The 26,635-nt window shown below is 70.5% G+C and carries 23 protein-coding genes and 3 pseudogenes; 10 read left to right on the forward strand and 16 right to left on the reverse strand.

All coding sequences use genetic code 11. The annotated features are described in order from the left end of the window. From QUE51_RS01765 to QUE51_RS17730, 4 genes and pseudogenes are all read right to left on the reverse strand, one after another. A complete protein-coding gene (locus QUE51_RS01765) occupies positions 1-1,104 on the reverse strand; it encodes a sugar phosphate isomerase/epimerase family protein (protein WP_286277923.1) in 1,104 nt (367 codons plus the stop codon). Next, on the reverse strand, positions 1,101-1,496 hold the full coding sequence (locus tag QUE51_RS01770; RefSeq protein ID WP_286277924.1) for a C-glycoside deglycosidase beta subunit domain-containing protein: 396 nt from the start codon (positions 1,494-1,496) through the stop codon (positions 1,101-1,103). The genes QUE51_RS01765 and QUE51_RS01770 overlap by 4 nt, the downstream gene beginning before the upstream one ends. 81 nt (positions 1,497-1,577) lie before the next feature. Continuing rightward, the gene (locus tag QUE51_RS01775) at positions 1,578-3,098 is read right to left on the reverse strand and encodes a GMC oxidoreductase (protein WP_286277925.1); all 1,521 of its coding nucleotides are present in this window, start codon (positions 3,096-3,098) and stop codon (positions 1,578-1,580) included. Next, positions 3,095-3,888: pseudogene (locus QUE51_RS17730) on the reverse strand (TIM barrel protein). The gene QUE51_RS01775 and the pseudogene QUE51_RS17730 overlap by 4 nt, the downstream one beginning before the upstream one ends. A 261-nt stretch (positions 3,889-4,149) precedes the next feature. Here QUE51_RS17730 and QUE51_RS01790 point away from each other — a divergent pair. Then, the gene (locus tag QUE51_RS01790; protein WP_286277927.1) at positions 4,150-5,082 is read left to right on the forward strand and encodes a LysR family transcriptional regulator; all 933 of its coding nucleotides are present in this window, start codon (positions 4,150-4,152) and stop codon (positions 5,080-5,082) included. Positions 5,083-5,134: 52 nt separating this feature from the next. Here QUE51_RS01790 and QUE51_RS01795 read toward each other — a convergent pair whose 3' ends face one another. From QUE51_RS01795 to QUE51_RS01830, 7 genes and pseudogenes are all read right to left on the reverse strand, one after another. Then, positions 5,135-5,407, reverse strand: coding sequence for a hypothetical protein (locus QUE51_RS01795; protein ID WP_286279491.1), 273 nt, complete (start codon positions 5,405-5,407; stop codon positions 5,135-5,137). Positions 5,408-5,814: 407 nt separating this feature from the next. After that, positions 5,815-6,575 (reverse strand): annotated as a pseudogene (locus tag QUE51_RS01805) (family 43 glycosylhydrolase); the annotation flags it as partial. Positions 6,576-6,640: 65 nt separating this feature from the next. Continuing rightward, positions 6,641-7,483, reverse strand: coding sequence for a carbohydrate ABC transporter permease (locus QUE51_RS01810; RefSeq protein ID WP_286277928.1), 843 nt, complete (start codon positions 7,481-7,483; stop codon positions 6,641-6,643). A 3-nt stretch (positions 7,484-7,486) separates the two neighbouring features. Continuing rightward, positions 7,487-8,449 (reverse strand): carbohydrate ABC transporter permease, encoded by a 963-nt coding sequence (locus tag QUE51_RS01815; RefSeq protein WP_286277929.1) that lies wholly within the window; start codon positions 8,447-8,449, stop codon positions 7,487-7,489. Positions 8,450-8,538: 89 nt separating this feature from the next. Further along, positions 8,539-9,849, reverse strand: coding sequence for an ABC transporter substrate-binding protein (locus tag QUE51_RS01820; protein WP_286277930.1), 1,311 nt, complete (start codon positions 9,847-9,849; stop codon positions 8,539-8,541). Positions 9,850-9,965: 116 nt separating this feature from the next. Then, entirely contained in the window at positions 9,966-13,250 is a 3,285-nt protein-coding gene (locus tag QUE51_RS01825; RefSeq protein WP_286277931.1) for a glycosyl hydrolase, read from the reverse strand. Between the two features lie 18 nt (positions 13,251-13,268). Continuing rightward, positions 13,269-14,768, reverse strand: coding sequence for an MFS transporter (locus QUE51_RS01830; protein WP_286277932.1), 1,500 nt, complete (start codon positions 14,766-14,768; stop codon positions 13,269-13,271). Between the two features lie 290 nt (positions 14,769-15,058). On the opposite strand from QUE51_RS01830, the gene QUE51_RS01835 reads away from it, so the two are divergent. Genes QUE51_RS01835 through QUE51_RS01860 form a run of 6 tightly spaced genes read left to right on the forward strand, consistent with a single transcriptional unit; the run spans position 15,059 to position 19,472 of the window. Further along, complete coding sequence (locus QUE51_RS01835) at positions 15,059-15,460, forward strand: C-glycoside deglycosidase beta subunit domain-containing protein (RefSeq protein ID WP_286277933.1); 402 nt, start codon at positions 15,059-15,061, stop codon at positions 15,458-15,460. Continuing rightward, positions 15,457-16,371, forward strand: coding sequence for a sugar phosphate isomerase/epimerase family protein (locus tag QUE51_RS01840; RefSeq protein ID WP_286277934.1), 915 nt, complete (start codon positions 15,457-15,459; stop codon positions 16,369-16,371). The genes QUE51_RS01835 and QUE51_RS01840 overlap by 4 nt, the downstream gene beginning before the upstream one ends. After that, complete coding sequence (locus tag QUE51_RS01845) at positions 16,368-16,712, forward strand: hypothetical protein (RefSeq protein ID WP_286277935.1); 345 nt, start codon at positions 16,368-16,370, stop codon at positions 16,710-16,712. Before QUE51_RS01840 ends, QUE51_RS01845 begins: the two co-directional genes overlap by 4 nt. Continuing rightward, positions 16,682-17,290, forward strand: coding sequence for an alpha/beta hydrolase (locus QUE51_RS01850; protein ID WP_286277936.1), 609 nt, complete (start codon positions 16,682-16,684; stop codon positions 17,288-17,290). Before QUE51_RS01845 ends, QUE51_RS01850 begins: the two co-directional genes overlap by 31 nt. Beyond that, positions 17,287-19,179 carry a glycoside hydrolase family 3 N-terminal domain-containing protein gene (locus QUE51_RS01855; protein ID WP_286277937.1) on the forward strand — a complete coding sequence of 631 codons (1,893 nt, stop codon included), beginning with the start codon at positions 17,287-17,289 and terminating at the stop codon, positions 19,177-19,179. Before QUE51_RS01850 ends, QUE51_RS01855 begins: the two co-directional genes overlap by 4 nt. After that, the gene (locus QUE51_RS01860) at positions 19,176-19,472 is read left to right on the forward strand and encodes a fibronectin type III-like domain-contianing protein (protein WP_286277938.1); all 297 of its coding nucleotides are present in this window, start codon (positions 19,176-19,178) and stop codon (positions 19,470-19,472) included. The genes QUE51_RS01855 and QUE51_RS01860 overlap by 4 nt, the downstream gene beginning before the upstream one ends. A gap of 76 nt (positions 19,473-19,548) precedes the next feature. Here QUE51_RS01860 and QUE51_RS01865 read toward each other — a convergent pair whose 3' ends face one another. Then, on the reverse strand, positions 19,549-20,553 hold the full coding sequence (locus QUE51_RS01865) for a sugar phosphate isomerase/epimerase family protein (protein ID WP_286277561.1): 1,005 nt from the start codon (positions 20,551-20,553) through the stop codon (positions 19,549-19,551). A gap of 257 nt (positions 20,554-20,810) precedes the next feature. Between QUE51_RS01865 and QUE51_RS01870 the strand changes: the two genes are divergently transcribed. Then, positions 20,811-21,776 carry a sugar phosphate isomerase/epimerase family protein gene (locus QUE51_RS01870; protein ID WP_286277939.1) on the forward strand — a complete coding sequence of 322 codons (966 nt, stop codon included), beginning with the start codon at positions 20,811-20,813 and terminating at the stop codon, positions 21,774-21,776. Continuing rightward, complete coding sequence (locus QUE51_RS01875) at positions 21,773-22,744, forward strand: sugar phosphate isomerase/epimerase family protein (protein WP_286277940.1); 972 nt, start codon at positions 21,773-21,775, stop codon at positions 22,742-22,744. The genes QUE51_RS01870 and QUE51_RS01875 overlap by 4 nt, the downstream gene beginning before the upstream one ends. Before the next feature lie 16 nt (positions 22,745-22,760). On the opposite strand, the gene QUE51_RS01880 is transcribed toward QUE51_RS01875, so the two are convergent. The 4 genes and pseudogenes from QUE51_RS01880 to ykgO all read right to left on the reverse strand — a co-directional run bounded on the left by QUE51_RS01880 (position 22,761) and on the right by ykgO (position 26,099). Next, positions 22,761-23,237 carry a GbsR/MarR family transcriptional regulator gene (locus QUE51_RS01880; RefSeq protein WP_286277941.1) on the reverse strand — a complete coding sequence of 159 codons (477 nt, stop codon included), beginning with the start codon at positions 23,235-23,237 and terminating at the stop codon, positions 22,761-22,763. Then, positions 23,234-24,850 (reverse strand): ABC transporter permease, encoded by a 1,617-nt coding sequence (locus QUE51_RS01885; RefSeq protein WP_286277942.1) that lies wholly within the window; start codon positions 24,848-24,850, stop codon positions 23,234-23,236. The genes QUE51_RS01880 and QUE51_RS01885 overlap by 4 nt, the downstream gene beginning before the upstream one ends. Next, positions 24,847-25,760: pseudogene (locus QUE51_RS01890) on the reverse strand (ABC transporter ATP-binding protein). Before QUE51_RS01890 ends, QUE51_RS01885 begins: the two are co-directional and overlap by 4 nt. A 216-nt stretch (positions 25,761-25,976) precedes the next feature. Continuing rightward, positions 25,977-26,099, reverse strand: coding sequence for a type B 50S ribosomal protein L36 (gene ykgO, locus QUE51_RS01895; protein ID WP_286277943.1), 123 nt, complete (start codon positions 26,097-26,099; stop codon positions 25,977-25,979). A 174-nt stretch (positions 26,100-26,273) separates the two neighbouring features. On the opposite strand from ykgO, the gene QUE51_RS01900 reads away from it, so the two are divergent. After that, on the forward strand, positions 26,274-26,483 hold the full coding sequence (locus QUE51_RS01900; RefSeq protein WP_286277944.1) for a hypothetical protein: 210 nt from the start codon (positions 26,274-26,276) through the stop codon (positions 26,481-26,483). The last annotated feature ends 152 nt before the right edge of the window (positions 26,484-26,635 follow it).

Here is a 26,635-nt window from a genome sequence, read left to right on the forward strand (position 1 = left end):
TCAGCCGCGGACGGGCTGGGCGAGGTGGCGGGCGAGGGCGGCGCGCGCCTCCGCGGGGTCGGTCACCATCCGGGAGCCGGCATCGGCAGCGGCGGAGCGCTGGACGGCCTGCTCGCCACGGATGATGTCGAACGGGCTCTGCCAGTAGTTCCAGTGCCAGCCCTCGTACTCGCTCGAGATCGCACCGGTGTAGCCGATGTCGACCAGGAGCTGAATGAGCTCACGGACCGGGACGGAGGGCTCCTCGCCGTTCTCGTCGATGCCGAAGAACTTGCCGTGGACGTGGCGGATCCAGGGCGCGATCTCCAGCCAGCCGTCGACCGGCGCCGGGCCGAACAGGCCGGTGCCGTTGATGCCGAAGTCGATGCCGAGGTCGGGCCGCCCGTGCTGGTGGGCGAGGCCGATGAAGGCGCCGAAGCGCTTCCCGTGCTCGCCCTGGTTGTCGGGCGGGCCGTCCTGGTACGTCTGGTTCCACAGCTCGGTGACCGCCTGGAGGAGCTCCTCGGAGGCCCCTCGGCGGCGGTACGCCTCGATCAGCGACGGCGCGAAGCCCTTGACCGTGGCGCCCCAGTCGGCCGTGAAGCCGAGCAGCGGGGAGCCGATCTTCTCGTAGCGGTCGCGGAGGGCGAGCACGCGCTCGTGGCGGGCGTGCTGATCCGCGTGCACCTCGAGCGCCAGCGTGACGCCGGTGCGCTCGGCGATCGGGAGCAGCGCCTCCATCGCGTCCGGGGTGAGCGAGATCTGCACGCGCGCGATCGAGAAGCCGAGCTTCGCCGCGGCCTCGATCTGCGGGGTCATGTACTCGACCAGCTCCTCCTGGGTGAGGAGGCGGTCCCGGCGGATGCCGACGTCGGCGTTGATCGCCAGGGAGGTCGGGACCAGGTCCACCTCGGCCACAAGGTCCCTGAACCAGCCGACGAACGCGTCGTCGAGCTTCGGGAAGCCGCGGAAGCTCGAGAAGCCGATGATCTCGAGTCCCGGGCCGAAGCCGTCGGCCGCGACCTTGCGGATGAGGCTCTCGAGGTCGTACTCCCGGCCGTGCACGGCCCGGGTGAAGCTGTAGAGCGTGACGCCCTGGATGGGCGCGCCGAGCGTCTCGGTCACTTCTTCGCCGCCTTCATGGTCTTGGTGTCGTGCTCCTCGATGCGGAGGACACCCTGGTCGGTCACGATGTAGGGGATGTAGAGCTTGAGCTCGACGTCGACCTGGTGCTCGCCCTCGCCCGGCTCGACCGGGAGGTCGGCGGACACGACGGCGGAGTCGGTGGGGAACCACCACTCGTCGAGCTCGGTGGCGAGCTCGTCGAGCCGGAACGTGCGTCCGTTCATCGTCCAGCGGAGGGACTCCGCCTGCGCCGGCACTCCGTCGATGGCGAAGCCGACCTCCGAGATGCTCGATCCGGGCAGCGCCCGGTACCAGGGAAGGCGCACCTCCACGGTGGCCTTCGAGCCGTCCGTCGTGAGCGTTCCCTGCTCGATGATCCGATCCGGTATCACCGCAACCTCCTTGTTCGCGTCGCGCACCCTGCCGGGCGCGCGGACTCTGTTGGTTCTGTCGTCGGCGGTCCCCGCCGATCGTCATGACGCGAGCTCGCTCGCGATCCGCCTCGCTCCGCGCACCGCGAGCGCGACCGAGGTCAGCGTCGGGTTGCACGCGGTGGCGGTGGGGATGACCCCGTTGCCGGCCACGTAGAGGCAGGGCGTCGACCACACCTGGCTGTCCGGGTCGCAGACGCTGGTGCCGTCGTCGGTCGTGCCCATCCGGAACGACCCCTGGTAGTGGAGAGAGGCGCCGAGCGGCATCGTGAACGGCCGCTCGTCGAGGGGCTCCCCGACGATCCGGCCGAGGCGCACGATCTCCTCGCGTGCCCGGGCCTGCACCTCGTGGTCGCGCTCGGTGAGCGTGTAGTGGATGCGCATCGCGGGCATTCCGTAGAAGTCCCGCGTCTCGTCGTCGAACTCGACCCGGTCGGACTCCTGCAGGTCCTTCGCGCAGAAGAGCCCGAGTCCGACGATCGAGCCGGGCACCACGGGATCGTCTTCGGCCAGCGGGACCGGCGAGGCGTCCAGCTGCATGATCTGGCCGTGGAACGGGACGTCGTCGGTGAAGGGCACCCAGTTGACGCCGCTCCCCTCGCTCAGTCCGGCGCCGGTCCGCTCCGAGGACTCGGCGGCCTTCGCCTCCCGGATGCGCGACGCGAAGACGATCTGCGTCTGGTCGTTGAGATACCGGCCCAGTGCGGCCGGCCGGATGCCGGACGCCCACAGGACCTGCGGCGTGCGCAGCGCGTCGGCCGCGACGACCACGAAGCGGGCACGCACGGTGGACGTCTCGCCCGAGCGCTGGTCGCGGACCTCGACTCCGGCAGCGCGCCCGTCCTCAAGGAGCACCCGGGTCACGAGGGACTCGTCGAAGAGCCGGAAGTTCGGATTGCCGCGAGTCTCGTCGCCGAGCACGACATCGGACCCGGACCAGACCAGCCGCCCGTCGTCGCGCCGGTGCACCGCGAGCGGCATCCGCTGCACGTGGGCCTCCGGCTCGCGACCCTCGTCGAGTGCGGTCGACAGGCGCTGCAGCACGAGCTCGGCCATCGGCGAGGACGCGAAGGCGTCCGTCCGCACGCCGAGCAGGCGCTCGCCCTCCGCGAGCAGCTCGTCGAGGTCGCCGAGGAAGGCGATGCGCTCGCTGCCGCCGGGGCGCGGACAGGCCCCGGTCCAGTGCGCGGCCATGCCGCCCACGTTGCTCGACATGGCGGCGACCGGGAGTCCGTCCTCGCCATCGACCTGGTAGCCATCCTCGAGGAGGAAGGTGCCCGGCCGGGCCCGTCGGTACCCCGCCTTGACCTCGCCGGGATTGGCCACGGTCGCCGCTCCGGCGCCGGGTCCCTCGGAGCGCTCCTGGGCGAGAGCCCGGGCCTCCGGGTCCTCGATGTTCTTGACGTGCGCCCCGGGCGGGTCGGTGACCGTCGGGCCCACCTCGAACATCGCGATGGTGGCCTGGGGCGCCCGCTCCGTGAGGATCCGCGCGTAGGCCGCTCCGCTCGGGCCGCTGCCGACGATCACGACGTCGACGGCCTCGGGGTACTCGCGCACGGTCATGCGGTGGCGGCCAGCTCGGCGATGCGGCGCACCGACTCGGCGGACGGGGTCTGCGGGTAGTACTCGAGGCCGATCGGGCCGTCGTAGCCGGAGGCGCGGAGCAGGCCGAGGCGCTCCGTCCAGTCGAGGTCGCCGGTCCCCGGCTCGCCGCGACCGGGCGCGTCGGCGAGCTGCACGTACTTGATGAGGTCGCCGCCGCCCGCCAGCTCGGCCTGCATGTCCTCCCCTCGACGGCCGAGTGGTAGATGTCGTACAGGACCCCGAAGAAGGGCGAGTCGACGCCTCGGGCCACGTAGACGGCCTCCGAGGTGCGGTCGAGCAGGGCGCCGGGGTGGTCGACCCGGATGTTGACGGGCTCGAGGACGAGGGTGATGTCCGATCCGGCGATCTGGGCGATCGCCTTGCGGTAGATCTCGATGAGCTCGTCGAGCTGCGTCTGGCGCTTCGACCCGCCGAAGCCGGTGCCGCTGCCCACGACGATCCTCGGGCAGCCGAGGTCGTGCGCGATCGCGACGCCCTCGTCGAGCTTCCGGTAGAACTCGGAATGGTCGCGGGGCGGGATCATGAACTGCGTCCGCGGCTCCGACAGCTGGGCCGTGAGCTGGGTCCCTGTCTCGACGAGCGCCGCCTTGAGCGCCGGGAGGTCCTTCGGCTTCGCCGGCGCGTCGACCCCGGTCGGCCCCCACATCTCGACGGCGGTGAAGCCCGCCGCGGCCGCGGCTCGGACGCGGTCCTGGTAGTCGCCCGCCTCGGTGAAGAGAAGCTCGATGTTGGGGGCGAGCTGGTACATGGCGTTCCTCCTGGTCTCGTCCGCGAGACCTCGCGGAGGCCATCGGCATGCCGGCTCCGGGGACCCGCAGCGGTGCGGTCACGGGCCAGTCAACACGACCGGTTCGGAGAACACACATCCCTATTGCCTATATGCGACATAAGTTGGACGAGGGGCGAATCGCGTCAGCAGGATTGACAGCCAGGATGCCCTCAGGCTCGGGGATCGACGCCATGGATACAATTGACGATCGTTCACTCAACGCCGAAGGAACACACTGCTGTGGCTGATCAGGCTCCGCTCTCGCGGCTGGATCTCAACCTGCTGGTGGCGCTCGACGCCCTGCTCACCGAGCGCAGCGTGACGCGGGCGGCGGAGCAGCTGCACCTCAGCCAGCCGGCCCTCAGCGCATCCCTCGCGCGGCTGCGCATCCACTTCAACGACCAGATCCTCGCCCGGCAGGGCAACAGCTACGAGCTGACACCCCTGGCCTCCCGGCTGGCCGAGCACACCGCCGCCGCGATGGACGCGAACCGCCGCGTCTTCGAGAGCCAGGCCACGTGGAACCCGCGCGAGTCGACGCGCGAGTTCACCATCTACGGGTCCGACTACGCCTTCGCGACCCTCGGCGCGCGCACCTCGGCCCTGGCCGCGGAGCGGGCACCGGGTGTCCGGTTCCGCTTCGTGCAGCACAACCCGCAGATCGTCGAGGACGCGGTCAACCGGCTCCGGTCCGCCGACGGCCTGATCATTCCGCACGGCTTCCTCACCGACCTGCCCTACCAGGACATCCGGACCGACTCCTGGGTCGTCGTGGTCGCGAGCGACAATGCCGCGGTTGGCGACACGGTGACCATGGACAATGCACGCGAGCTGCCGTGGGTGTTCACCTACTCGTCGCGCTCGGCCTTCACGTCGGCGACCCGGCAGTTGCAGCAGCTCGGCATCGAGCCTCGGGTGCAGGCGGTGGTGGAGGGCTTCCTCGCGCTGCCGTCGTTCATCGCGGGCTCGAACCGGCTGGGTCTCCTGCAGCGCGGACTCGCGACGCTCGCGGAGCGCACCGAGGGTGTCCGCGTCCTGGATCCGCCCTTCGAGGCGACGCCGATCACCGAGGCGCTCTGGTGGCACCCCGTGCACCAGCGCGACCCGGAGCACCAGTGGATGCGCGCACTCTTCGTGGAGGCGGGGAAGTCGCTCAGCGCGTCAGCGCCCTGACCTGCCCACTTCCGTCGCAATTCGCGTGCGACATGCCGCAGAAGTGGGCAGTTCAGAGGGCGCGGTAGCGGAAGTTCCGGAAGGTGACCGCGCCCTCGCCCAATGCGAAGAGCGCGGGTCGGAGGCTCGCCAGGTCGACCGCCGCGTTCGCGTGGTACCCGGAGGTCTCGAAGCGCAGGCCGTGCCGCGTCCAGGGCCCGTCGCCCGCGCGGTAGTGCATGGTGACGATGTGGCGGTCGTTGGTGATCCGCAGCCGCCACCGGCGCGCCGCCGGGGCCGGCTCCCGCCAGTGGAAGAGCGACTCCCCCGACCGGTAGGTGACCATCCGCTCGGCCGTGACGCCGACGCCCGAGAACAGCCGGCGGTCGTAGAAGAGCAGCAGGCCCCCTCGGCGTCCCCGTGCAGCTCGAGATCGACCTCGACCTCGTAGGCGTGGTCGCCCACGATCACGGCCAGCGGGGAGCTGGAGACCGGATCGTCGCCCTTCGCGAGGAGCCGGAGTCCGTCGCCGAACGTCGCTCGCTCCGCCTCGGCCCTGCCGGGCAGGTAGAACGTCCATCGGGTGCCGAGGGCACCGACGCTGAAGTCGTCGGACACCGTCATGCCGTGCGGGGCACCGGCGCTCGCGGTGGGCATCGGCAGCGGCGCGGAGAGGTCGCCCCCGAGGGCGCGCGGCCACCCGTCCTCCGTCCACTCGATCGGCTCGAGCAGCATCTGCCGGCCGAGTGTGCGGTAGCCGTTCTCGTAGCCGTGATAGACGGCCCACCAGTCGCCGCGCGGCCCTCGACCAGAGTGGCGTGGCCGCGTGACCACCATGCTTCGGCCGCGTCGACGGTGCGGATGATCGGGTTCGCGGGGTGGTTCTCCCAGGGCCCGTCGACCGACCGCGAGCGGGCGACGATCACCATGTGCCCGGTGGGCGGGCCGCCCGTGCCGCCCACCGCGCTGACGAGGTAGAACCACCCGCCGCGGCGCAGCAGCTTGGGGCCCTCGAGCGCGTACGCCTCGACGACCCAGTCGTCCGGGTAGCGCCAGCCGTCGTAGACCTTCTCGATCTCGCCGACCGTCGCCAGGCCGTCGTCGGTGAGCTGGATGCGCGTCACGCCGCTCATGAAGAGATAACGCTTGCCGTCCTCGCCCACGACGTGCCCAGGGTCGATGGTGCCCCGGATGCCGAGGTCGATCGGCTCGGACCATGGCCCGCGGATGTCGTCGGCCCAGATGACGTAGGTCCGCGCAGGCCCGCCGGGCTGCGGGGCGAGGCTGGTCGGAATCATCGGGATGTAGATGAAGTACCGGTCGCCGTGCTTCACCAGATCGACCGCGAACACGCTGCCGAGCGGCGTGGTGATGGCCGGACCGATCGGGCTCCAGTTGACGAGGTCCCGCGAGTGCCAGAGGAACAGTCCGGGATACGCCTCGAAGGACGAGAACGTCAGGTAGTAGTCGTCGCCGTCCTTGAGGATCGTGGGATCCGGATGGTCTCCGGACATGACGGGGTTGAGGAAGGTGCCGTCGTCCTGGTCGCCCCTGCGCTGGTTCTCGACGAGCTCCACGCTCAGCTCTTGAGCCCGCCGGCGAAGCCCTGGATGAACTTCCGCTGCGCGAACACGTAGAAGATCAGGATCGGGAGCATCGAGACGAGGACGAGAGCGAAGATCAGGTTCCACTGGGACACCAGCGAGCCCACGTAGTTGTACATCGCCACGGGCAGCGTCTGCCATGCCGAGCCGCTCAGGAAGATGAGCGACGTGAAGAAGTCGTTCCACACGATGAGGCCCGCGAGGATCGCGACCGTGCCGGTCGCCGGCGACATGAGGGGGAAGACGACCCGGGAGAAGACCTGGAAGCGGGACGCCCCATCGAGGGTGGCCGACTCCTCGTAGTCGCGCGGGAGCCGGCGGAAGAACCCGGCGTAGATGAACACCGACAGAGGCAGGAGCATCCCGGTGTAGATGAGCATCATGCCCCATGGTGAGCCGACCAGTCCCACCTCCTTGGCGCCGATGTAGAGAGGCAGGGTGCCCAGCTGGGTGGGCAGGATGATCGCGATGGCGAAGAGGAAGAACGTCCGGGTGCTCCACTTCCGCGTGCTCCGAGCGAGCACGTAGGCGGCGGTCGACCCCAGCACGACGAGCCCGATGATGCTGCCCACGGTGATGAGGATGCTGGTCAGGAGCGCCTGGATGATGCCCGCCGACTGGGAGCTCTCCGGCGACAGCAGCGTCGAGAAGTTGTCGAAGGTGGGCGCGGTGGGCGGCGCGAGCGCCGGGCTGCTCAGCACTTCGGGCAGGGTCTTGAAGCTCGTCACGATCAGGATCCAGAAGGGCAGGAGCATGAGCAGCGTCACGACGATCATGACGATCTCGAGGATCAGCGTTCGGCGGGTGTACTGGAACATCTGTCAGTCTCCGATTCCGGTACGGTCACGCGTCGCAGCCTGCTGGGCGATCGCGAAGATGAGGATGATCACGCTGAGAACCAGCGCCATCGCGGCGCCGAAACCGAACTGCTGGTAGACGAAGGTCGTCTTGTACACCTCGGTCGCCAGGGTCTCGGTCGCCCCGCCCGGACCGCCCCCGGTCAGGGCGAGCACCTGGTCGAAGACCCGAAGGCCCTGAATGAGCGACAGGGTCGACGCGATGGCGATGGACGGCTGGATCATCGGCACCACGATGGTGCGGAACCGAGTCCAGGCACCGGCGCCGTCGAGCGCTGCCGCCTCCTCCAGCTCCGGCGGGACGGTCGCGAGGCCCGCCAGGTACAGCACCATCGTGAAGCCGATGTTCTGCCAGACCATGACGACCAGAACGCAGCCGAGGGCCAGGGTGGGGCTCGCGAGCCACACCTGCTGCAGGTTCTTGAGGCCGACGGCGCCGAGGAACTGATTGAGCGGACCCTCGTACGCGAAGATGAACTTCCAGACGAAGGACACCGCGATCGGGCTGAGGACCACCGGCATGAAGAGCAGGGTGCGCAGCAGGTAGCGCGTCTTCAGTCCGCGGTTCAGGGCGATGGCGAAAGCCAGGCCCAGGACGTTCGTGAAGATCAGGAAGCCGGCCGCCAGCAGCAGCGTGTTGATGAGCGCGCCGACCAACTCGGGGTTCTGGGTGATCCGGACGAAGTTGTCGAAGCCGATGAAGTTGAAGGACCCGATGCCTGTCCAGTCCGTGAACGCGAAGAACGCGCCCGACGCGGTGGACAGGTAGACGACCCCGAGCATGAGGATCACGGCGGGGAGGGCCCACCACCAGTACCCGTGGCCCATCTTGTAGGTGCGCCGGCGAGCAGTAGAGGGCTGAGGGGGCCGGGCGGCGCGCGCCGGGGTCCCGGCGTTCCTGTCAACCGTGCGCGTCGATGCGCTCATGTCGATTCCTTACGGGCTTGGTTGGCCGTGTGTCGTGAAGGAGGTGGGGAGGGTGCGCCGACGTTTCGGCGCACCCTCCTTGAGGCCGATCAGCCCCAGTCGGAGTCCATCTGCTTGAGCACCTCGTCAGCCGACTTCTGGCCGGTCATCACGGCGGTGGCGCCACTGCCCAGGTCGTCGTAGACCTTGGGGTTCGGCCACGTCACCGACGCGAACGGGCGGGTGTTCCCACTCGTCAGGATGTCAGCAACCGGAGCGTACTGCGGGAGCAGGTCGGACGTGTCGGTGGCGTTCACGGGAAGCGTGCCCTGACCGTCGGCCATCGTCTTCGAGCCCTCCTTCTCAGTGAAGAACTTGAGGAAGTCCGCCACGAGCTTGGGGCTCTTCGTCTTGGAGCTGCCGGCGACCGAGATGTCCGAGCTGACGGACATCATCGGGTCGACGCCCTTCGGCGCCGGGAAGGGCAGGACGGTGAGCGTCACGTGTCCGCCCGCGCCGTCCATGATCGACTTGGCCGCACCGCTCGGGGCGAAGAAGCCGATGATCTTCCCGCTCGACGCACCGTTGGTGAGGGCGTCGAAGCCGGCACCCTCGGCACCGGGCTGGAAGCAGCCCGCCTCGAACATCTTCTTGAGGTAGTCGAGGGTGGACTTCCACTCCTTGGAGGTCGCGAACTTGACCTTGCCGTCGGCCCGCTGCTTGTTCCAGTCGGGGGTGGGGCCGTACACGATCGACGTTGCCAGCTCGATGCTCGCGATGCCGGGGTTGAACGGCACGGCGCCGGCGAGGCCGAAGACGGCGACGCCCTTTGCTGCGACGTCCGGGCACTGGGCGATGATGTCGTCCAGGCTCGTCTCGGCGGTGACGTCGAGCCCGACCTGCTTCGCGAGGTCCGGGTTCCAGACGACGCCGTTCACGGCGGTGGCCGTGGGCACGCCGTAGACCTTGCCGTTGTACTGGAAGTCGGCCTCCTCGCCCTTGGCGAGACGGTCCTTGATGTCGGGGTCCGACAGCTCAAGCAGGAGGCCGGCCTTGGCGAGCGGCGCGATCGAGTCGGCCTGCCCGGATCCGGACGCCACCTGGAACACGTCCGGCGCGTTGCCGGCCTGGACGCGGGTGGCGATCGCCTGCGGGTAGCCCTCGCCGGGGAGGTTCTCCACCTTGATGGAGACGCCCTTGTGCGCCGCCTCGTAGGCCTTGGCGACATCCTGGAACTGGTGCTCGTTGGGGTTCGCCGAGCCGATGGCGAGCGTGATGCTCTGCGGCTCGGCGGCGTCGCCGCCGCCATTGCCGCCGCTGCCCGAGCCTCCGCCGGAGCACCCGGCGAGGAGGAGGGCTGCTGTGGCCGGGATCGCCACCAGGGCGAGCCGGGAGGGCCCGAAGGGCCGGGACTGGTTCATGCGGTGAGCCTCTCGTGTGACTTCGTTGTCGTCCCGACCGCTGCCGGTCGGGCCCCGCGCCGGCTGGGGTCCCCGGCGCGGGGCAACTATCACACGCAGGCGATTTATAGCCCCAATCACTCTTCGTGATGAGAGGCGATGTGCCTGATGACCTCCATGTTCAGCGTCACGGGACCGCCGAGGCCCCAAGCGGGGACGACCGCATCGGCTTCGAACACCGGGCCCGTCAGCTGGGTGGTGGCCTGCTCGGGGGCCGCGGCGTCGGCGATCAGCCGGTTGGCCCATGTGTTGGTGACCGCGACCTCGAGCCGGTTGCGTCCGGGCCGGACGAGGCCGGTGATGTCGACCTCGAAGGGCTCCGTCCAGACGGGCGTTGTCGGTGAGCCGTTGACGCTGACGGTCGCCAGCTCGAGGACGTCGCCGAGCGACAGGACGATCCGCCCCTCTGCGTCCGCGGCCTCCGAGGTCAGGTCGAACTCGGTGCTCCACACCGCCGTGCCCGAGAAGAGCGCCGGGGCGCCGTCCGCCGCGGTGAAGGGACCGAGCCCGGCGAGCGTCAGGGGCGCAACGTCGGGCCCGGCGGCCGGGGAGAACGCCACGGACCAGTCGCGCTCGAGCCGGGCGATCTCGCTGCGTTCGAGCGACCACGAGGCATCCGGGAGAGCACCGCCCGCCGGCGTGTTCCCCAGGACGACGAAGCCGGCGCCATGCGCGGGCAGGGTGATCTCGACCTCCGTGCGCCCCGCCGCCTGCACCCCGGCGAGCGCGTGCCGGCGCCCCGCGACCGCGTCCCACCACTCGACCCGTGCGCCGGTGGCCCGGACGCTCAGCGTGGTCGCGAGCTCCTGCGCCGACGGGTTGCTCACGAAGTAGACGTCGATGTCGTCCTGCCGGCGGTGCACGACGGCGAGCGGCCCCGAGTCCGACCTCCAGTCCGGTTCGAGAGACTCGGCCGCGAGCGCCGCGGCGAGCGTGGTCTCCTGCACCCGCCAGCGGCCGACCTCCGGCGACTCCGCAGACGGCGTTCCCCAGAGGCGCTCGACAAGGGCGGCGAACTCGGCGTCGTCGTCGGCGAGGCTCGGCGAGCCCAGCGGTCGCTCCCCCACCACGACGGCGCCGCCTGCAATGAGCTCGGCGAGGCGGCGAAGCACAGCAAGGGTCATCCAGCGCGCGGTGCCGCCCAGGTACAGGAGCCGGTAGGCGGCCCTGCCGCGCGAGACCAGCCCTCCGTCCTCCGTCACGTCGATCGCCGTGAGCAGACCGTTCGCTCCGACGAAGTCGAAGGCGAAGCCGTCGGGCACCTCGTCCGGCAGTCGGTCGCCGAAGACCGCCGTGAGCGGCCCCTCCTCGCCGTAGAAGTACGCGACGTCGGCAACGGGAACGCCCACGTTGAGCAGGAACGACGAACGGGCCAGGTAGTCGATCCACGCCCCGGACTGCTCGGCCCACGTCTCGTGGCGTGTGAAGGTCTGGCCAAGGTGCGGCGTGAGCGAGATCCCGGGCGGCCGCATCGAGGCGGGCTGGTGCGGGGAGGTGTGGATGCAGAACCGCGTCACGCCGAGCGCGAGCTCGAGGTCGACGACCGGCTTGAGGTGCCGGGGTGCGTAGGCGTAGGGGTGCCCGAACGCGCTCATCGACTCGGCGCCGGTGAAGGCCTTGCCGTAGACGTGGGCGACCGAGGACGCGCCGCGGAGGTCGGCGACGTAGGTCGCCTTGAAGTCGCGGCCCTCCTCCTTCGTCCACATGGCCCCCATCGGCACGTCGGCATGGCTGCGCATCTGCATGTCGTCGCCCAGCTGCGGCCGGTGATCCTCGAGGGCCTCGGCGTAGTAGGTCAGCCCGCGCTCGTGCGCGACGCGGGCGATGGTCCCGTAGAAGCTCTCGGCGAAGACCTCGGCGATCGTCTGCCGCCAGTCCCACAGGAACCGGTCGCTCTCGGCCGCGCTGCCGACGGTGAAGCCTGCGAGCGCCGGCAGCCACGGCACAGCGCTGTACCCGCGGCGCTGGGCGAACTCGTCGAGCAGGCCGTCGGACCAGTTCTGCGGGCCGGACTCGATGCTGTCGCTGAGCAGCGCCCGGATGCCCCGGCTCCCCAGGAGCTCTGCACCCACCGTCTCGTCGTACATCTGGAGCCAGGTGCGCAGGTACCGCTCGACACGCTCGGCATCCAGCTTGTCGACCTCGAGCCCGGTCGCCTCGGCCGGCGCGGGACCGTTCGTGTGTCCGGTCAGCGAGTACCCGAACCGGAGGATGCGCCACTCGCCCGGCGGCGCCTCCCAGGCGAGCCGACCGGTCTCGTCGGTGAGATCAGTGACATCGACGACCGCGGCCGGGTCGATGGCCGCCCCGCCGTCCGGCGATGCCAGTGCGTAGTAGTCCGCCGCGGCCGCGAACCCGGCCTTCTCCTCCGCGGCCGAGATCCTTCCGTCGGACCACAGCGCCAACTCGGACACCAGAGTCTCGGGAGCGGGAGGCGGAAACGGCAGCGGGAGCACGCCGGGCGCCATCGGCGGAACGGTTGCTGCGGCGGGCCCACCCGTGAGCACGAGCCGGAACCAGCGGCCGGTGATCGGCGGGAAGCTGCGCGACCGCACCGGAGAGGCGCTGCCCGGGAGCTCGGCGACCGCCCGGTAGGTCTCGCCGTCCTCGCTGACCTCGAGCGTCGCGTCGACGGCCGGAGGAGCGCCGAAGCCGCGCCGGGCCGGGAGGCCGACCGTGACGGACCGGACGGTGACCGGCTCGTCGAACCGGTACGCGATCCACTCGGCGGAGCCGTCCGTCATGTCCCGCGGCAGGACGACCGCCGGGCCGAAGCGGCCGTCGGTGAGGGGCCTCGTGCTGTCCACCGGGCTGCTCGTGAGGATCTCCGCGGGCGCGAGGGGGCCCGGACCCGCCGGCACCGCGAGCACGCGCGTGGTGCGGGCGAAGCCGCTCCCGTCGTCCACCGCTCCCGGCCTCGTCACGTCCTGGTAGAGCCCGGCCACCGACGGGAGCTCCGGGAGCGTCGTCGCGATCGGCCCGCCGCCGTGCAGGACGACGTCGCTCCAGACGACCTTCTTCATCGCGTCCGCCTCGGCGACCCACGGGCCTCCCGCGGCGCTCCAGCCGGCCGAGGTCGCGATGGTGAGCTCGAGCCCCAGTTCGCCGGCCCGCTCAGCAGCGAAGCGCATCGCCTTCCGCCACCCCTCGGACTGGAACACGAGGCGCTCCGGGACGAGCTGCGGCGCGTTCATGCCGCCCTCGAAGACCTGGGCTCCGCCGATCCCCACGCGCTTCATCCACTCGATGTCGAGGGCGATGCCCTCCTCGTCGATGTTGCCGTTCATCCAGTGCCACCAGACCCGCGGCCGCGCCTCGGCGGGCGGGGTGAGGAAGCTTCTCCAGAGGTCGCGGTCGACCACGTGTCACGCTCCTTCGCGTCAGATCGAGAGAGCCTCGGACTCCGCCGGGGTGTGCTGCAGCTCGTTGCTCAGCTCAGTGTGGGGCAGCAGCAGCGCCGCGACGAAGCCGACGGCGTAGACCGCGGCGAGCGCGAGGAAGATCGGCGACATGGCCGAGCTGTAGGCGTCCGCCACCTGCGCCTGCGTCGCCGACGGGAGCGTGTGCAGGAGGTTCGGCGTCAGCGTTCGCGCGTCCACCGTCCCGGGCAGCCCCTCCACGAGTCGCAGCGCGAACACTCCCCCGACCACCGCCGTGGCGACCGTCGAGCCGATCTGCCGCACCACGTTCACCGCGGAGGTCACGGCGCCGAGCGCCGACTGGTCGGTGACGCCCTGCACGATCACGACGACGAGCTGCATGAACGCGCCCGTGCCGAGGCCGACGACCGCCATGAGCCCCATCGGCAGCCAGAGCGGGACGTGGTCGGTGATCAGGGACATCCCGGCGAGGCCCGCCGCGCCGGCCGCGGTGCCGAGGATGGGGAAGATCCGGTAGCGGCCCGACCTCGCCACGACGAAGCCGCTCAGGAGCGACGTGACGAGCATGCCCAGGACCGACGCCACGGGCACGAGTCCCGCAACGGTCGCCGTGGTCCGGTACATCATCTGGATGTAGGCGGGCAGGTAGGACACGACGCTGAACAGCCCGATGCCCACCACCGACGCGAGGATCGTGGCGATCACGACGACCCGACTCCGGAAGATGCCGAGGGGCACGAGCGGATGCTCGGCGCGGGCCTCGACGACGAAGAACGCGATCGACGAGAGGACGGTGACGGCGACGATCGCGAGCAGCGCGGGGGACGTCCAGCTCAGGAGGCTGCCGCCCCACGTGACGGCGAGCACGAGCCCGGTGGTGGCGATGCCGAGCAGCACCGCCCCCGGCACGTCGAAGGTGCCCGCCGCTGCGCTGCGTCCCGTCTTCGGGATGTTGCGGACCGCGAGGAGCAGGGCGAGCAGCCCGAGCGGCGCATTGACCCAGAAGATCCAGCGCCAGCCCACCGAATCGGTGATGAGACCGCCGGCCAGCGGGCCGATCACGATCGCGATGGGGAACGCCGCTCCGATGATCCCCTGGTACTTGGCGCGCTGCCGCGGCGCGACCACGTCGGCGATGATCGTCTGCGACAGCAGCTGGACGCCCGCACCGCCGATGCCCTGGAAGACGCGCGCGCCGGCCAGCTGGGTCATGTCCTGGGTGAATCCGCACAGGACGGACCCGACGAGGAACACGGCGAGGCTCGTGAGGAAGAGCCCGCGACGGCCGTAGAGGTCGCCGAGGCGGCCGAACACCGGCATCGCGACGGTCGACGCGAGCGTGTAGGCGACGATCATCCAGCTCATCTGCTCGAGTCCGCCGAGCTCGCCGGCGACGGTGGCGAGGGAGGACGCGACGATCGTGTGGTCGAGCGCGCCGAGCAGCGAGACGAGGAGGAGCGCCGTGAGGAGGGCGCGGAGGCGGGCGGGAGAGAGGATCAATGCATCACCGTTGGCGAGTCAGCCGCACGAGGCGGACGACGCGGCGGTGTGCGCGGACCCGGCGATGGCCTGTCCGACGGGCCCGACGGGCCCCGGCGTCGGTGCGAGTGTAATCGCCGAGGACGAGTTCGGTAAGCACGACGCCCCCGGGTGTGCCGCCGGTATCGGTCAGCGCGATACCCGAAATCACCGATCTCGTCTGTGCCCTCCCCGCGCATCGCGCAGAGTCCTACTCAGCGCGCACTGACGCCGCCGCCCCGGCGACGACGCCGCGAGGAGGAGGAGTGCCGATGCTCGAACAGGCCATGATTCAGGCCAAGGGGTTCCGCAACGCGGGGTCCGGCGAGGAGCGCACCGGGTTCGAGGTGCGCATCCGCTCGCCCTACTACCGAGGCACCTGGACGAACCTCATCGACGGCGTGCGCGTCGAGGTCGACGGCGAGACTTTCCCCTCCGAGTCGATCGTCTGGAGCATCGAGGGCACCGACTACACGGCCGGGGACCTGCGCGACTCGGAGACGGCGCGCTGGCCGCTGACCGCGCCCGCCACCCTCCGCGTGCCGAAGCCCGGTGGGCTCTCGGTCGGGATCCACGACGTCACCGTCGCCCTCAGCTTCCGCATGTCCTACATCCCGGTCGAGCTGCAGCCACAGACCTGGACCGCCAGCAGAAAGGCGACCATCGTCCGATGAGCACCGAACCCGCCTTCAAGCTGGGCGTCTCCCTCTACAGCTACACCGGCGACTTCGGCGTCGTGATGGATCTCGAGGACTGCGCCGAGGACATCGCCGACCTCGGAGCGACCGGGATCGAAATCCTGGGCGAGGGCCACATCCTCGGCTACCCCGAGCTCTCGACGGCATGGATCGACGGCTGGCACGCTCTGGTGGAGCGTCTCGGACTGACCCCCACCCTCTACGGCTCCTGGCTCGACACGCGACGCCACCTCGACCGCTCGATGACGGTGGAGGAGGGCACGGCTCAGCTGACGCTGGACATCGAGCTCGCCTCGCGGCTCGGCTTCTCCTTCGTGCGCCCGAAGATCGGCGTCGTCACCGGAGATCTCGTCCCCGACCCGATCTGGTCCGAGGTCGTCGAGCGCAACCTCGATCTCGCCCACGACCGGAACATCGTGATCTGCCCCGAGATCCACTGGCCCACATCCATCCGCTCCCAGGCCGTCGACGACTACCTCGCCCTCATCGAGCGCACCGGCACGACGAGCTTCGGCCTGCTCATCGACACGGGCGTCTTCCAGCTGTCGCACCACCGCCGGACGGAGCCGGGCCTCCGGTCGCAGCTCGGGACCGGCGACATCCCCGCCTTCCCCACTCCCCCGGTGGTGCCGGTCAACGATCTTCGCGACGTGATGGACCAGGTGGTCTACTTCCAGGCCAAGTTCCACGAGATCGACGACCAGCTGGTCGACCGCTACATCCCGTGGGCGGAGATCCTCGACGTGGTCGCGGAGTCCGGCTACACCGGCTGGCTGTCGAGCGAGTACGAGGGGGACCGGATCCCCTACCGGGCGTCGGACCAGCTCCGTCGCCAGCACGCGCTGATCCGCACCCTCGCGCCCAGCCGCGTCGGCGCACTGGCGTGACGGACTTCCGGCGGCTGCCGATCGCCGATGGCATCCGCTACCTCGAGACGCACGGAGAGCCGGCCGATCCGCGAACCGACATCGACACGGCCTCGCTCGTCGCCGCGTTCCCCGAACTCGACGCGGTGCGCGTCACCGACGTCGCGATCCCCGGGCCGCACGGCGACCACCCCGGGCGTGTGTACCGCATGCCCGGGGTGCCCATCTCGGCGGGCTTCGTGTGGGCCCACGGCGGCGCCTTTATCGGCGGGCACCTCGACATGCCGGAGTCGCACTGGGTCGCACTCTCCTCGCCGCGCGCGGCATCGGCGTGCTGGCGATCGACTACTCGAAGGCGCTGAACGGAGTCCACTTCCCGGTGCCGTCCGACGACGTGCTCGCCGCCTGGCGCTGGGCGGTCGAGAACGCCGATCAGCTGGGCGTCCGACCCGACCTGCTGCACATCGGCGGCGCGAGCGCCGGCGGCAATCTCGTCGCAGGCGTCGTGGCGCGCATCCGGGACGCCGGGGAGCCGCTCCCGGCGAGCGAGGTGCTCGTCTATCCGGTGCTGCACCCCGTGCTCCCGACTCCGTCCCCCGAGCTGTCCGCGAAGCTCGCGACGCTCGACGGAGCCGGCATGGATCCCGTCACCTCCCGCTACCTCAACCTCAACTTCGTGGGCTCCGAGGAGAGCCTCGCCGACCTCTACGCGTTCGCCGGGAACGGCGACGCCTCCGGACTGCCGCCGGTCTACATCCTCAACTCCGACGTCGATCAGCTGCGGGCCTCAGGCGAAGAGTACGGCCGGCAGATCACGGCGGCCGGCGGGCAGGTCGTCGTCGAGCTGGAGCCTGGGGCACACCACGGCCACCTCGACCAGCCCTACTCGGCGGCGGGTCAGGCGAGCGTCGACCGCATCGCGCACTGGCTCACGACATGACCGACCGCGACACCACCGCCTCGATCGACGCACTGCTCGGCCGGATGTCCTGGGCCGACAAGCTGAACCAGCTGCAGATCGTGTGGCGGCGCGACCCCGAAGAGGCTGCGCAGCTCGCCAGGAACGGCATCGGGGCGCTCTTCTGGCCGCCGACCGCGGAAGCCGCCAACGAGCTGCAGCGCGTCGCGGTCGAGGAGAGCGAGCACGGCATTCCGCTGCTGATCGGCCTCGACGTGGTGCACGGCCAGTTCACGATCTTCCCGACACCGCTCGCGCAGGCCGCGAGCTTCGATCCCGCGGTCGCGGAGCTGGACGGACGAATCTCGGCGGCCGAGGCCCGCTCGGCCGGAGTGAACTGGACCTTCTCCCCCATGGTCGACGTGTCGCGGGACCCGCGGTGGGGACGGGTGGTCGAGGGATTCGGGGAGGACGCCTACCTCACCGGCGTATTCGGGGCGGCCAAGGTCCGGGGCTACCAGGGGCAGTCCCTCGCCTCACCCGACGCGATCCTCGCCTGCCTCAAGCACTACACCGGCTACGGACTGGCCGAGGGCGGTCGCGACTACAACACCGCGGACCTCTCGGAGCACCGACTCCGGAGCACCTACCTCGAGCCGTTCCGCGTCGCGGTGGCCGCCGGTGCCGCAAGCGTCATGGCGTCCTTCAACACGCTCAACGGCGTCCCCATGCACGCCAACCGCCGGCTGCTGACGGACGTGCTCAAGACGGACTGGGGCCACGAGGGGATCGTGGTCGGCGATGCCGACGGGGTGGCCCAACTCGTACCCCACGGGGTCGCCACGGACGTAGCGGATGCGGTGCGGCTGGCCCTCGGCGCGGGACTCGATGTCGAGATGGGCGGGAACGTCGTCAGCGACTCGGGCGAGCCGATCCTGCAGCCCGGCGAGGTCGACGAGGCCCGCATCGACGACGCGGTGCGGCGCGTCCTCCGGCTCAAGTTCGCGCTGGGACTCTTCGACCGGCCTTACGTAGCCGCTCCTCGTGCCGCGACGGCCGCGACCGCATCGACGCGTGCCGCGGCACGCACGGCGGCGGAGCGATCGACGGTGCTGCTGAAGAACGACGGCAACCTGCTTCCGCTCGCCCCGGGCGCGCGGCGGGTGCTCCTCACCGGACCCTACGCGCGCAGCACCGACCACCTCGGCGCCTGGGTGCAGCACTTCGCGACGCCGGCCGGATCCCTCGAGGACGCACTGCGCGAGCTCCTTCCGGACGCCGTCGAGCTGACGGTCGCCGACGGCGCCGACTTCCTGCGGCCGGACGACGGACTCCTCGCGGAGGCCGTCGCGGAGGCACAGGCCTCGGACCTGGTGATCGTCGCCGTCGGCGAGCCGAGCTCCCTCTCGGGCGAGGCCGCGTCGCGCAGCGACATCCGGCTCCCCGGCGACCAGGAGCGGCTCCTCACCGCCCTGGCTGACACCGGCGTCCCGTTCGTCGTGGTCCTCGCGACCGGCCGACCGCTCGACGTCAGCGCCTGGATCGACCGAGCGCCGTCGGTGCTGCTCACCTGGCATCTCGGCACGGAGGCGGCGCCGGCGATCGCGCGCACCCTGCTCGGCGAGGTGAACCCGGGCGGCCGTCTGCCGATGAGCTTCCCCGTTCGGTCGGCCAGGTGCCCGTCTACTACGACCACGAGGAGACCGGACGTCCGGCTGTCAGCGGCGGCGTGCTGGGCGACGACCGGCCCGACGTCGGGCTCGTGGGGCCCGCCGACACCGGCGGCCACTACACGTCGAAGTATCTCGACCTGCCCCTCGGCCCGCAGTTCGACTTCGGGCACGGGCTCAGCTACACGAGGTTCGAGCTCGATGCGGTCTCCGTCGAGCCCTCGATCGCACAGGATCGGCTCGCCGCGGGCGACACCGTGACCATTCGCGTGACCGTCCGCAACATCGGCGACCGCACGGGTGACGACATCGTGCAGGTCTACGTCCGCGACCTCGTCGCCTCGATCGCGCCGGCAGTCCGGCGACTGCGCGGCTTCGAGCGGGTCACCCTGGAGCCGGGCGAGCAGCGGACGCTCACCTTCCCGCTGTCACGCGAGGACCTCGGCTTCTGGACCAACTCGGAAAGCGGCGAGTTCGTGGTGGAACCCGGCGCCTTCACGATCACCGTGACCGACGGCACGACCTCGCGCGAGCTGCCGCTCCGGGTCACGTAGCGCCGGCGTGTCGCATCCGTGCGGACGTGTCGCAACGGTGCGCCGTTGCGACACGTCCGTTCGGTTGCAGCTCGCGCTATTTGGTGCTGAACGCGGCGTCGAACGCGGCGGCCGAGGGCTCGTACGTCGAGAGCCTGCGGACGAACTCGAGGGCTTCGGGGGCGCCGACGAGGCGGTCCATGCCGGCGTCCTCCCACTCGACCGAGAGGGGGCCCTGGTAGTCGATCGCGTTGAGCATCCGGAACGCGTCCTCCCACGGCACGTCACCGTGGCCGGTGGAGATGAAGTCCCAGCCGCGGCGCGGGTCCGCCCAAGCCAGGTGCGAGGACAGCCGCCCGTTGCGCCCGTTGCCCAGGCGCTTCTTCGTGTCCTTGCAGTGCACGTGGTAGATCCGGTCCTTGAAGTCCCACAGGAACCCGACCGGGTCGAGGTCCTGCCACACCATGTGGCTCGGATCCCAGTTCAGCCCGAACGCCTCCCGATGCCCGATCGCCTCGAGGGTCTGCACCGTCGTCCAGTAGTCGTAGGCGATCTCCGACGGGTGCACCTCGTGCGCGAACCGCACCCCGACCTCGTCGAACACATCCAGGATCGGGTTCCACCGGTCGGCGAAGTCCTGATAGCCGGCATCGACCATCGCCTGCGACGCGGGCGGGAACATGGCCACGTACTTCCAGATCGAGGACCCGGTGAACCCGGTCACCGTCTTCACCCCCAGCTTCGCGGCCAGACGTGCGGTGTTCTGCATCTCCTCCGCGGCCCGCTGGCGGACACCCTCGGGGTCGCCGTCGCCCCACACCCGGTCGGACAGGATGTCCCGGTGCCGCTGATCGATCGGGTCATCGCACACCGCCTGACCCTTGAGGTGATTGGAGATCGTCCACACCTTCAGGCCGTTGCGCTCCAGCACGTCCAGCTTGCCCTGCACGTACGCCTCGTCATCCCACCGCCACGGGTCCAGGTGATCGCCCCAGCAGGCGATCTCCAGCCCGTCGTACCCCCACTCGCCGGCGAGCCGGGCCACCTCCTCGAACGGCAGGTCGGCCCACTGGCCGGTGAACAGGGTGATGGGTCGCGCCATCGCTCGCATCCTCTCGTCGTGCCGCGCCCGCGATGCGGTCGGCCGGAATCGTCTCCGTACTCCTTTCTACCGCCCGGCGCATCCGTTCGGGGCGGTGCGCGGAATTCTTTGGCCGGTTTCCGACCGAAGTGGGTAGGCTCGCGGCGGCCCTGCCATCCGGCTTCCCGCCACACCTCGCCGCACCGCCCGCGCAGCACGCAGCCGGGCCGCCTGCTCGGCGCACCATCCCCATCATCCGAACGAGAGGCAGACCGAACATGACCTGGACGAAGTGGTCCTACATGGACCATTGGGTGACGCAGACTCCGCAGGGACCCCTGCCTCCGCAGTTCAACCGCGCCTACATGGACCGCTACCTCAAGCAGCTCGCCGCCACCGGCTTCACGGGCTTCGACACGTTCTTCTTCACGCTCCCCGCGCTCGCGGGGATGTACGGCTCGCTCGCCGGCTTCGAGCAGCGGCTCCGTGAGGTGGGAATGGAGAAGATCACCGGGCTCTTCACCGCCTACCCGTCTGCGACTGCCTACACCGCGCCGCACGTGCGCGAGACGCACGACCGCATCTTCGCGGACTGCGAGTACACCGCCAACGCCGTCGACGGGCTCGCGGTCGAGAACTTCATCGTCATGCCGTCGAGCACGTACTACCAGACCGAGCCGGTGACCGACGACAAGATCAAGGCCATGGCGGAGCTGTGGAGCCGGGTCGGCGAGATGACGCTGGCCCGCGGCATGAAGACCACGTGCCACTTCGAGTTCTGGGGCGCCATCCGCACGCGCGAGCAGCTCGACCTCTTCTTCCAGTACGCGGACCCGGAGACGGTGTTCTTCTTCTGCGACACCGCCCAGCACACCATCGCGGGAGTCGATCCGGTCCAGATGTTCCGCGACTACCGCGACCGTTGCACCGGCTTCCACTTCAAGGACACGCACACGGTCGACACGAACGAGGCGTACCGGACTCCGCCGGACCCCGAGATGATGGCTCCCGGCGTCGACCGCTGGTTCTACGAGATGGGCACGCCAGGAGGACTCGTCGACTTCCCCGCCCTGATGCGGGAGATCGTCACCTCCGGCTACGACGGCTGGCTCACCGTCGAGCACGACAAGGCCGACACGTTCGGCGGCAGCTATGCCGAAGCCACCTGTGTGGCGAAGTGGTACATCGACAACGTCCTCGCCGAGGCGCAGGCGGAAGCGGAGAAGGAGCTGAGCACCCGATGAAGGACACCCTGCGCTGGGCCTACGCCCTCAACCAGTGGAACTACCGCATGGACGTCTTCGTGCGGCACGAGCACCAGCTCCGGGCGCTGAAGACGGCCTCGGCGCTCGGATTCGACCACCTCGAGCTGAGCAGCGGCATGGGCGGACGCTGGGACAACCTCGGCCGCCCCGAGGTCATCCTCGCGAACCACGGCGACGTGGCGGGCTTCCGGCGCTTCCTCGCGCAGGGATCGATCGCAGGGATCTCGAGCATCTTCTGGGATCCGGGTCTTCCCACGGAGGAGGAGGGCTACGCCTTCCTGATGTCGCTCGACCCGTCCCAGCACGAGCGCATCGCGGCTGCGGCGCGGCCCTACCTCGACTTCCTGTCCGCCGCAGGCGGGGAGCAGCTCGTGGTCCGGCCGGTCGCGTCCGCATGGATGACCGGCCCGCTGGACGACGATGCAATCGGACGTGTGGCCGCGCTGTGGAACCGCGTGGGTGAACTGGCGCGCGCGTCCGGCATCGGCCTTGCCGTGCACTACGACTGCCTTTCCGGCATCCACTCGCGCGCGCAGCTCGAGACCTTCCTGTCCGCGACCGATCCCGCCCTCGTCGGGCTGGCCCTCGACACCGCGGAGTTCACGATCGGCGGCATCGACCCCGTCGGCTTCTACCGCGACCACGCGGACCGGGTGACGCACGTCCACCTGAAGGACACGCGGTTCGCCGACACCGGCGAGGAGTACCTGATGCCCGGCGCCGAGGCGACCATGCTCAACGGAGGCGGCGGCCGGCGCATCGAGCGCTGGTTCTTCGAGCTCGGCACCGAGGGCGGACTGGTCGACGTCCGGGCCTTCGTGTCCGAGCTGCGAGCCCATGACTACCCGGGCTGGGTCGTCGTCGAGAGCGACCACGGCGGCGAGCCGGCCGAGCTCGTGATGCTCAACTCCTGGTACGTGCAGAAAGAGCTGGGCGCCTCGCGGTAGGCGGACCGGGATGGGCTCAGCCTCCGGCGAGCCCGTCCCGCTCCGCGATCCACTCGTCGAGGAGCAACGGCATCCGCCGCTGGAGGAAACGGAAGAACCCGGCCATCTCGGCAACGCGGGCGCGCGCAGGTGAGTCCTCCGGGATCAGCTCGGCCCCGCGGTCGAGGATCGCCGTCGTGTGCTCGTAGATGCTCGACCGGGCGAGGGTCGCGGTGTACCAGGGCGAGGTGTCCGGCAGCAGATACAGGTGGCGGCGGGAGCCGGGCACCGTGGTCTGCCGGACGAAGCCGAGCAGGATGAGGTAGCGCATCGCTCCGGACACCGCGGCCGCACTGATGCCGAGGATGCTCTGCAGCTCCTCCGCGGTGAGCCGCGCCTCGTCGCTCGCGGTGAGCGCCATGAGCACGCGGGCCGGCATGGCGGGAAACCCCTGCGCCGCGAGCTCCGTAGACGCCGCCGCGACGAACTCCTGCCGTCCCGCATCCCAGGTCACGCCGGCACGTTCCGTCGGTGGAAGAGGGCCGCCCCTGCGAGGGCGAGCACGATCGCCACGGCCGCCGCGATGCCGAGGGCCAGGACCGCGTCGCCCACCGAGTCGAAGGGCACGGCGGGCACGGAGGTGATCGGGCTGGCGTCCAGCACCCAGTCCGGCAGCCGCAGGAGCCCGCCGAGGAGGCCGATCACCGCGGCGAGTGCGAAGAGCCCCCAGGTGAGGCCGACCGAGAGCCGAGGCAGCGCCCCGATCAGCAGTGCGCCGATGCCGACGAAGACGAGGGCCGCGGGCGCCTGGACCAGGATCTGCCCGACCGAGCGCCAGCCGCTGTCGAGGTCGCCCGCCGACGCGAAGCTCGCGAACGTCGCCACGGCGGTCGCGAGCAGCACGACGAGCACCGACACGGTGGCGATGCCGACGGAGGCGAGCAGCCACCGCGGCCTCGAGACGGGGCCCCCGAGCACCTGCTCCGCGCGGCCGTCCGCCTCCTCCTCGCGCGCCCGGAGCACCGCCTGGATTCCGGCGGCCGCAGCCATAAGCCCGATGAGCACGGCGATCGCGGCGACGAAGACGCCGATGATGTCGCTGCGGCCGCCGTGCGCGAGGCTCCGCAGAACGACCTGGATCGACTCCGGGAAGTTCTCCGACGCATTCGCGACCACCGTGGCGAGCGATCCGACGACGAGACCGAGCAGCGCGGCGCCGATCGCCCAGCCGAGCAGGGACGGCCAGTGCAGCCGCCAGGCGAGCCCGCCGGGGCTCCGCAGTCCTGCGCGAGCGACCGCCCGCCCGCTCCGCTCCGGCAGGAGGCTCGCTCCGAGGTCGCGCCGGGATCGGACCGCGAGCGCACCGCCGCCGGCAACGAGGGCGAGGGCGAGGAGCAGCACGAGCGGACCCAGCCGGTTCTCGGTGAAGGCGAGGGTCTGCTCACCCCAGCCGATCGGCGAGAGCCAGCTGGGCCACGCGGTCTCGAGGCGCAGCGCGTCGAAGTCAGGCGTGCCGAGAGCGTCGCCGATCGCCCGGAGCGCATAGGCGCCGAGGACGGCCACCGCGCCGACGCCGTTCGCGGCGCGCGAGGTGGCGACGAGCTCCCCGGCGAGCGCCCCGACACCGAGGAACGTCAGCCCGATCAGCGCGAGAGCGAGGGCCGCCACGACCGCCCCCTGGGCGTCCGTGCCGCCGGCAACGAAGCCGAGGAACGCGAGGATGCCGAGCACGATGTTCGCGATCAGGCCGAGGAGGAGGGTCGCGACGAGGCTCGCGGACCGGGTGGTGGGAGTGGCCGCGACCAGCTCGCGCCGGCCCCGCTCCTCATCCGCCCTCCCGTGGCGGGTCGCGAAGAACGTGTTCATGAGGCCGACCCCCACCGCATAGGACGCGAAGGTCTGGAAGAAGACGGCGGACCCGAGTCCGGCGCCGTTCGGCACGCCGCGCAGGGCGAGCAGGGCCGGAGTGGTGAGAGCGAGCCCCAGGATCTGGCTGCGCTCCTCATCGCTTCCGTACTCGGTGGCGACGGCGGCCGTGCTGACGAACAGGAGCAGCGTGATGCCGAGCACCCAGACGGTCAGGAAGATGCGGTCGCGACGGGCCTGCAGAAGGATCAGCCGGATCATCTCGCCGACGCCTCCTCGAGGACGGGGAGCTCGTCGCCGTAGTGGCGCAGGAACAGCTCCTCGAGGGACGGCGGAGCCGCCGTGAGCGAGCTGACCCCCGCAGCGGCGAGGGCCGAGAGCACCGGCTGCAGAGCATCCGTGTCGACGTCGAACGCGAGGTGGTCGCCCTCCGCGTGCAGGTCGTGCACGCCGGGCAGTGCGGCGAGCTGCGCCGAGGGCGCCACGGTGGCGACGCGGAAGCTGGTGCGGGTGAGGTGCCGCATCTCGGCCAGAGTTCCGGTCTCGACCGCCCGCCCCGCGCGGATGATGGTCACGCGCTGGCAGAGCTGCTCGACTTCGCTGAGGATGTGGCTCGAGAGGAGCACGGTCGCGCCGTCCTCCTGCGCGCGCTGCACCTCGGCGCGGAACACCGACTCCATGACGGGGTCGAGGCCGCTCGTGGGCTCGTCGAGGATGTACAGCTTCGCGGGACGCGCGAAGGCGGCGACCAGCGCGACCTTCTGCCGGTTGCCCTTCGAGTAGCCACGCGCCTTCCGCTTCGGGTCCAGCTCGAACTCGCGGAGCAGGCGATCCCGACGCGCCGGCTCGGCGCCGCCGCGCATGCGGGTGAGCAGGTCGATCGTCTCGCCGCCGGTGAGGTTCGGCCAGAGGCTCACATCGCCGGGGACGTAGGCCAGGTCCCGGTGGATGTCCACCGCGTCCGCCCACGGGTCGCGGCCGAACACGGTGGCGCTCCCGCCGTTGGAGCGGAGCAGGCCGAGCAGGACGCGCAGCGTCGTCGACTTCCCGGCGCCGTTCGGGCCGAGGAAGCCATGCACCTCCCCGCGTCCACGGAGAGGTCGAGGCCGTCGAGTGCACGCACGCGGCCGAAGTTCTTCACGAGGTCCCGGACCTCGATCACTGTCGTCATGGCGCGCGAGCGTACGCCGTTTTCACGAACTTGTGAATAGCGAAAAGGCCCGGCTCGCCGGACGGGTCTACACCGCGGGTGATACCGCTCTTCAGCGGGTGTTACGAGACCAGCGAGTTGGCGGCTACACCCGCGCTGTCGGCGCGCCGGGTTAACGGGAAGCGGCCCCGGTCGAAACCGGGGCCGCTTCAGAAGTGGGCTGGAAATGCTGGACGGTCAGCCCTGACGGGCCTTGAACCGGGGATTCAGCTTGTTGATGACGAACGTGCGCCCATGGCGCCGGACGATCTGCGAACCCTGCATCTTCTTCATCGAACCCAGCGAATTACGGACCTTCATATGAGCTCCTTTCCACGATGTTGCGTACAACCTACTCCTCGGTCGCCCTATTCCCACGGGCCCAGGAGCCCCCGCTTCCTGCGCGCGAGCAGCGGACCGACCCGGCCCCGCTCAGCGGCCCCGGGTGCCGTTGGTCTCTTCCGGCCGGCGGAGCGACTTCCTACGGTCGAGGCCATGAGACTCGAATCGACCGACCGCGGGTTCGACCCCGGCTGGGCCCCGAACCTGCAGAACGTGATCCTCGACACTCTCCAGCGGACGGCCGCCGCCCACGGCGAGCACGAGCGACGGACGGGCGCGCAGGACCCCGACTGGACGACCTGGTACGCCGCGCACATGACGCGCTCGCTGGAGGACGCCGGCTACCGGCTCGTCCGGCGCTGACCGGCGAGGGCACGACACTCCCGCCCGGTCACCCGATTCTTTGGACGACTTTAGACAGAAGTGGGTAGGCTCGCACCGACGTCGGGGTCCCCAGGGCCCGACCTCGGGGCGATCGCCATCCGAGGCACCACGGGTCGCGTCGCGGGACAGAA

The sequence above is a fragment of the Naasia aerilata genome, assembly GCF_030296595.1.
Classification (GTDB): Bacteria; Actinomycetota; Actinomycetes; order Actinomycetales; family Microbacteriaceae; genus Naasia; species Naasia aerilata.

What these genes read in the sequence shown, in the direction of transcription:
- QUE51_RS01835 (WP_286277933.1), top strand. Translation starts at nt 15,059, where the DNA reads ATGCTCGAACAGGCCATGATTCAGGCCAAGGGGTTCCGCAACGCGGGG.
- QUE51_RS01815 (WP_286277929.1), bottom strand. Translation starts at nt 8,449, where the DNA reads ATGAGCGCATCGACGCGCACGGTTGACAGGAACGCCGGGACCCCGGCG.
- QUE51_RS01900 (WP_286277944.1), top strand. Translation starts at nt 26,274, where the DNA reads ATGAGACTCGAATCGACCGACCGCGGGTTCGACCCCGGCTGGGCCCCG.
- QUE51_RS01865 (WP_286277561.1), bottom strand. Translation starts at nt 20,553, where the DNA reads ATGGCGCGACCCATCACCCTGTTCACCGGCCAGTGGGCCGACCTGCCG.
- QUE51_RS01870 (WP_286277939.1), top strand. Translation starts at nt 20,811, where the DNA reads ATGACCTGGACGAAGTGGTCCTACATGGACCATTGGGTGACGCAGACT.
- QUE51_RS01875 (WP_286277940.1), top strand. Translation starts at nt 21,773, where the DNA reads ATGAAGGACACCCTGCGCTGGGCCTACGCCCTCAACCAGTGGAACTAC.
- QUE51_RS01885 (WP_286277942.1), bottom strand. Translation starts at nt 24,850, where the DNA reads ATGATCCGGCTGATCCTTCTGCAGGCCCGTCGCGACCGCATCTTCCTG.
- QUE51_RS01810 (WP_286277928.1), bottom strand. Translation starts at nt 7,483, where the DNA reads ATGTTCCAGTACACCCGCCGAACGCTGATCCTCGAGATCGTCATGATC.
- QUE51_RS01775 (WP_286277925.1), bottom strand. Translation starts at nt 3,098, where the DNA reads ATGACCGTGCGCGAGTACCCCGAGGCCGTCGACGTCGTGATCGTCGGC.
- QUE51_RS01795 (WP_286279491.1), bottom strand. Translation starts at nt 5,407, where the DNA reads ATGGTCACCTACCGGTCGGGGGAGTCGCTCTTCCACTGGCGGGAGCCG.
- QUE51_RS01855 (WP_286277937.1), top strand. Translation starts at nt 17,287, where the DNA reads ATGACCGACCGCGACACCACCGCCTCGATCGACGCACTGCTCGGCCGG.
- QUE51_RS01820 (WP_286277930.1), bottom strand. Translation starts at nt 9,849, where the DNA reads ATGAACCAGTCCCGGCCCTTCGGGCCCTCCCGGCTCGCCCTGGTGGCG.
- ykgO (WP_286277943.1), bottom strand. Translation starts at nt 26,099, where the DNA reads ATGAAGGTCCGTAATTCGCTGGGTTCGATGAAGAAGATGCAGGGTTCG.
- QUE51_RS01840 (WP_286277934.1), top strand. Translation starts at nt 15,457, where the DNA reads ATGAGCACCGAACCCGCCTTCAAGCTGGGCGTCTCCCTCTACAGCTAC.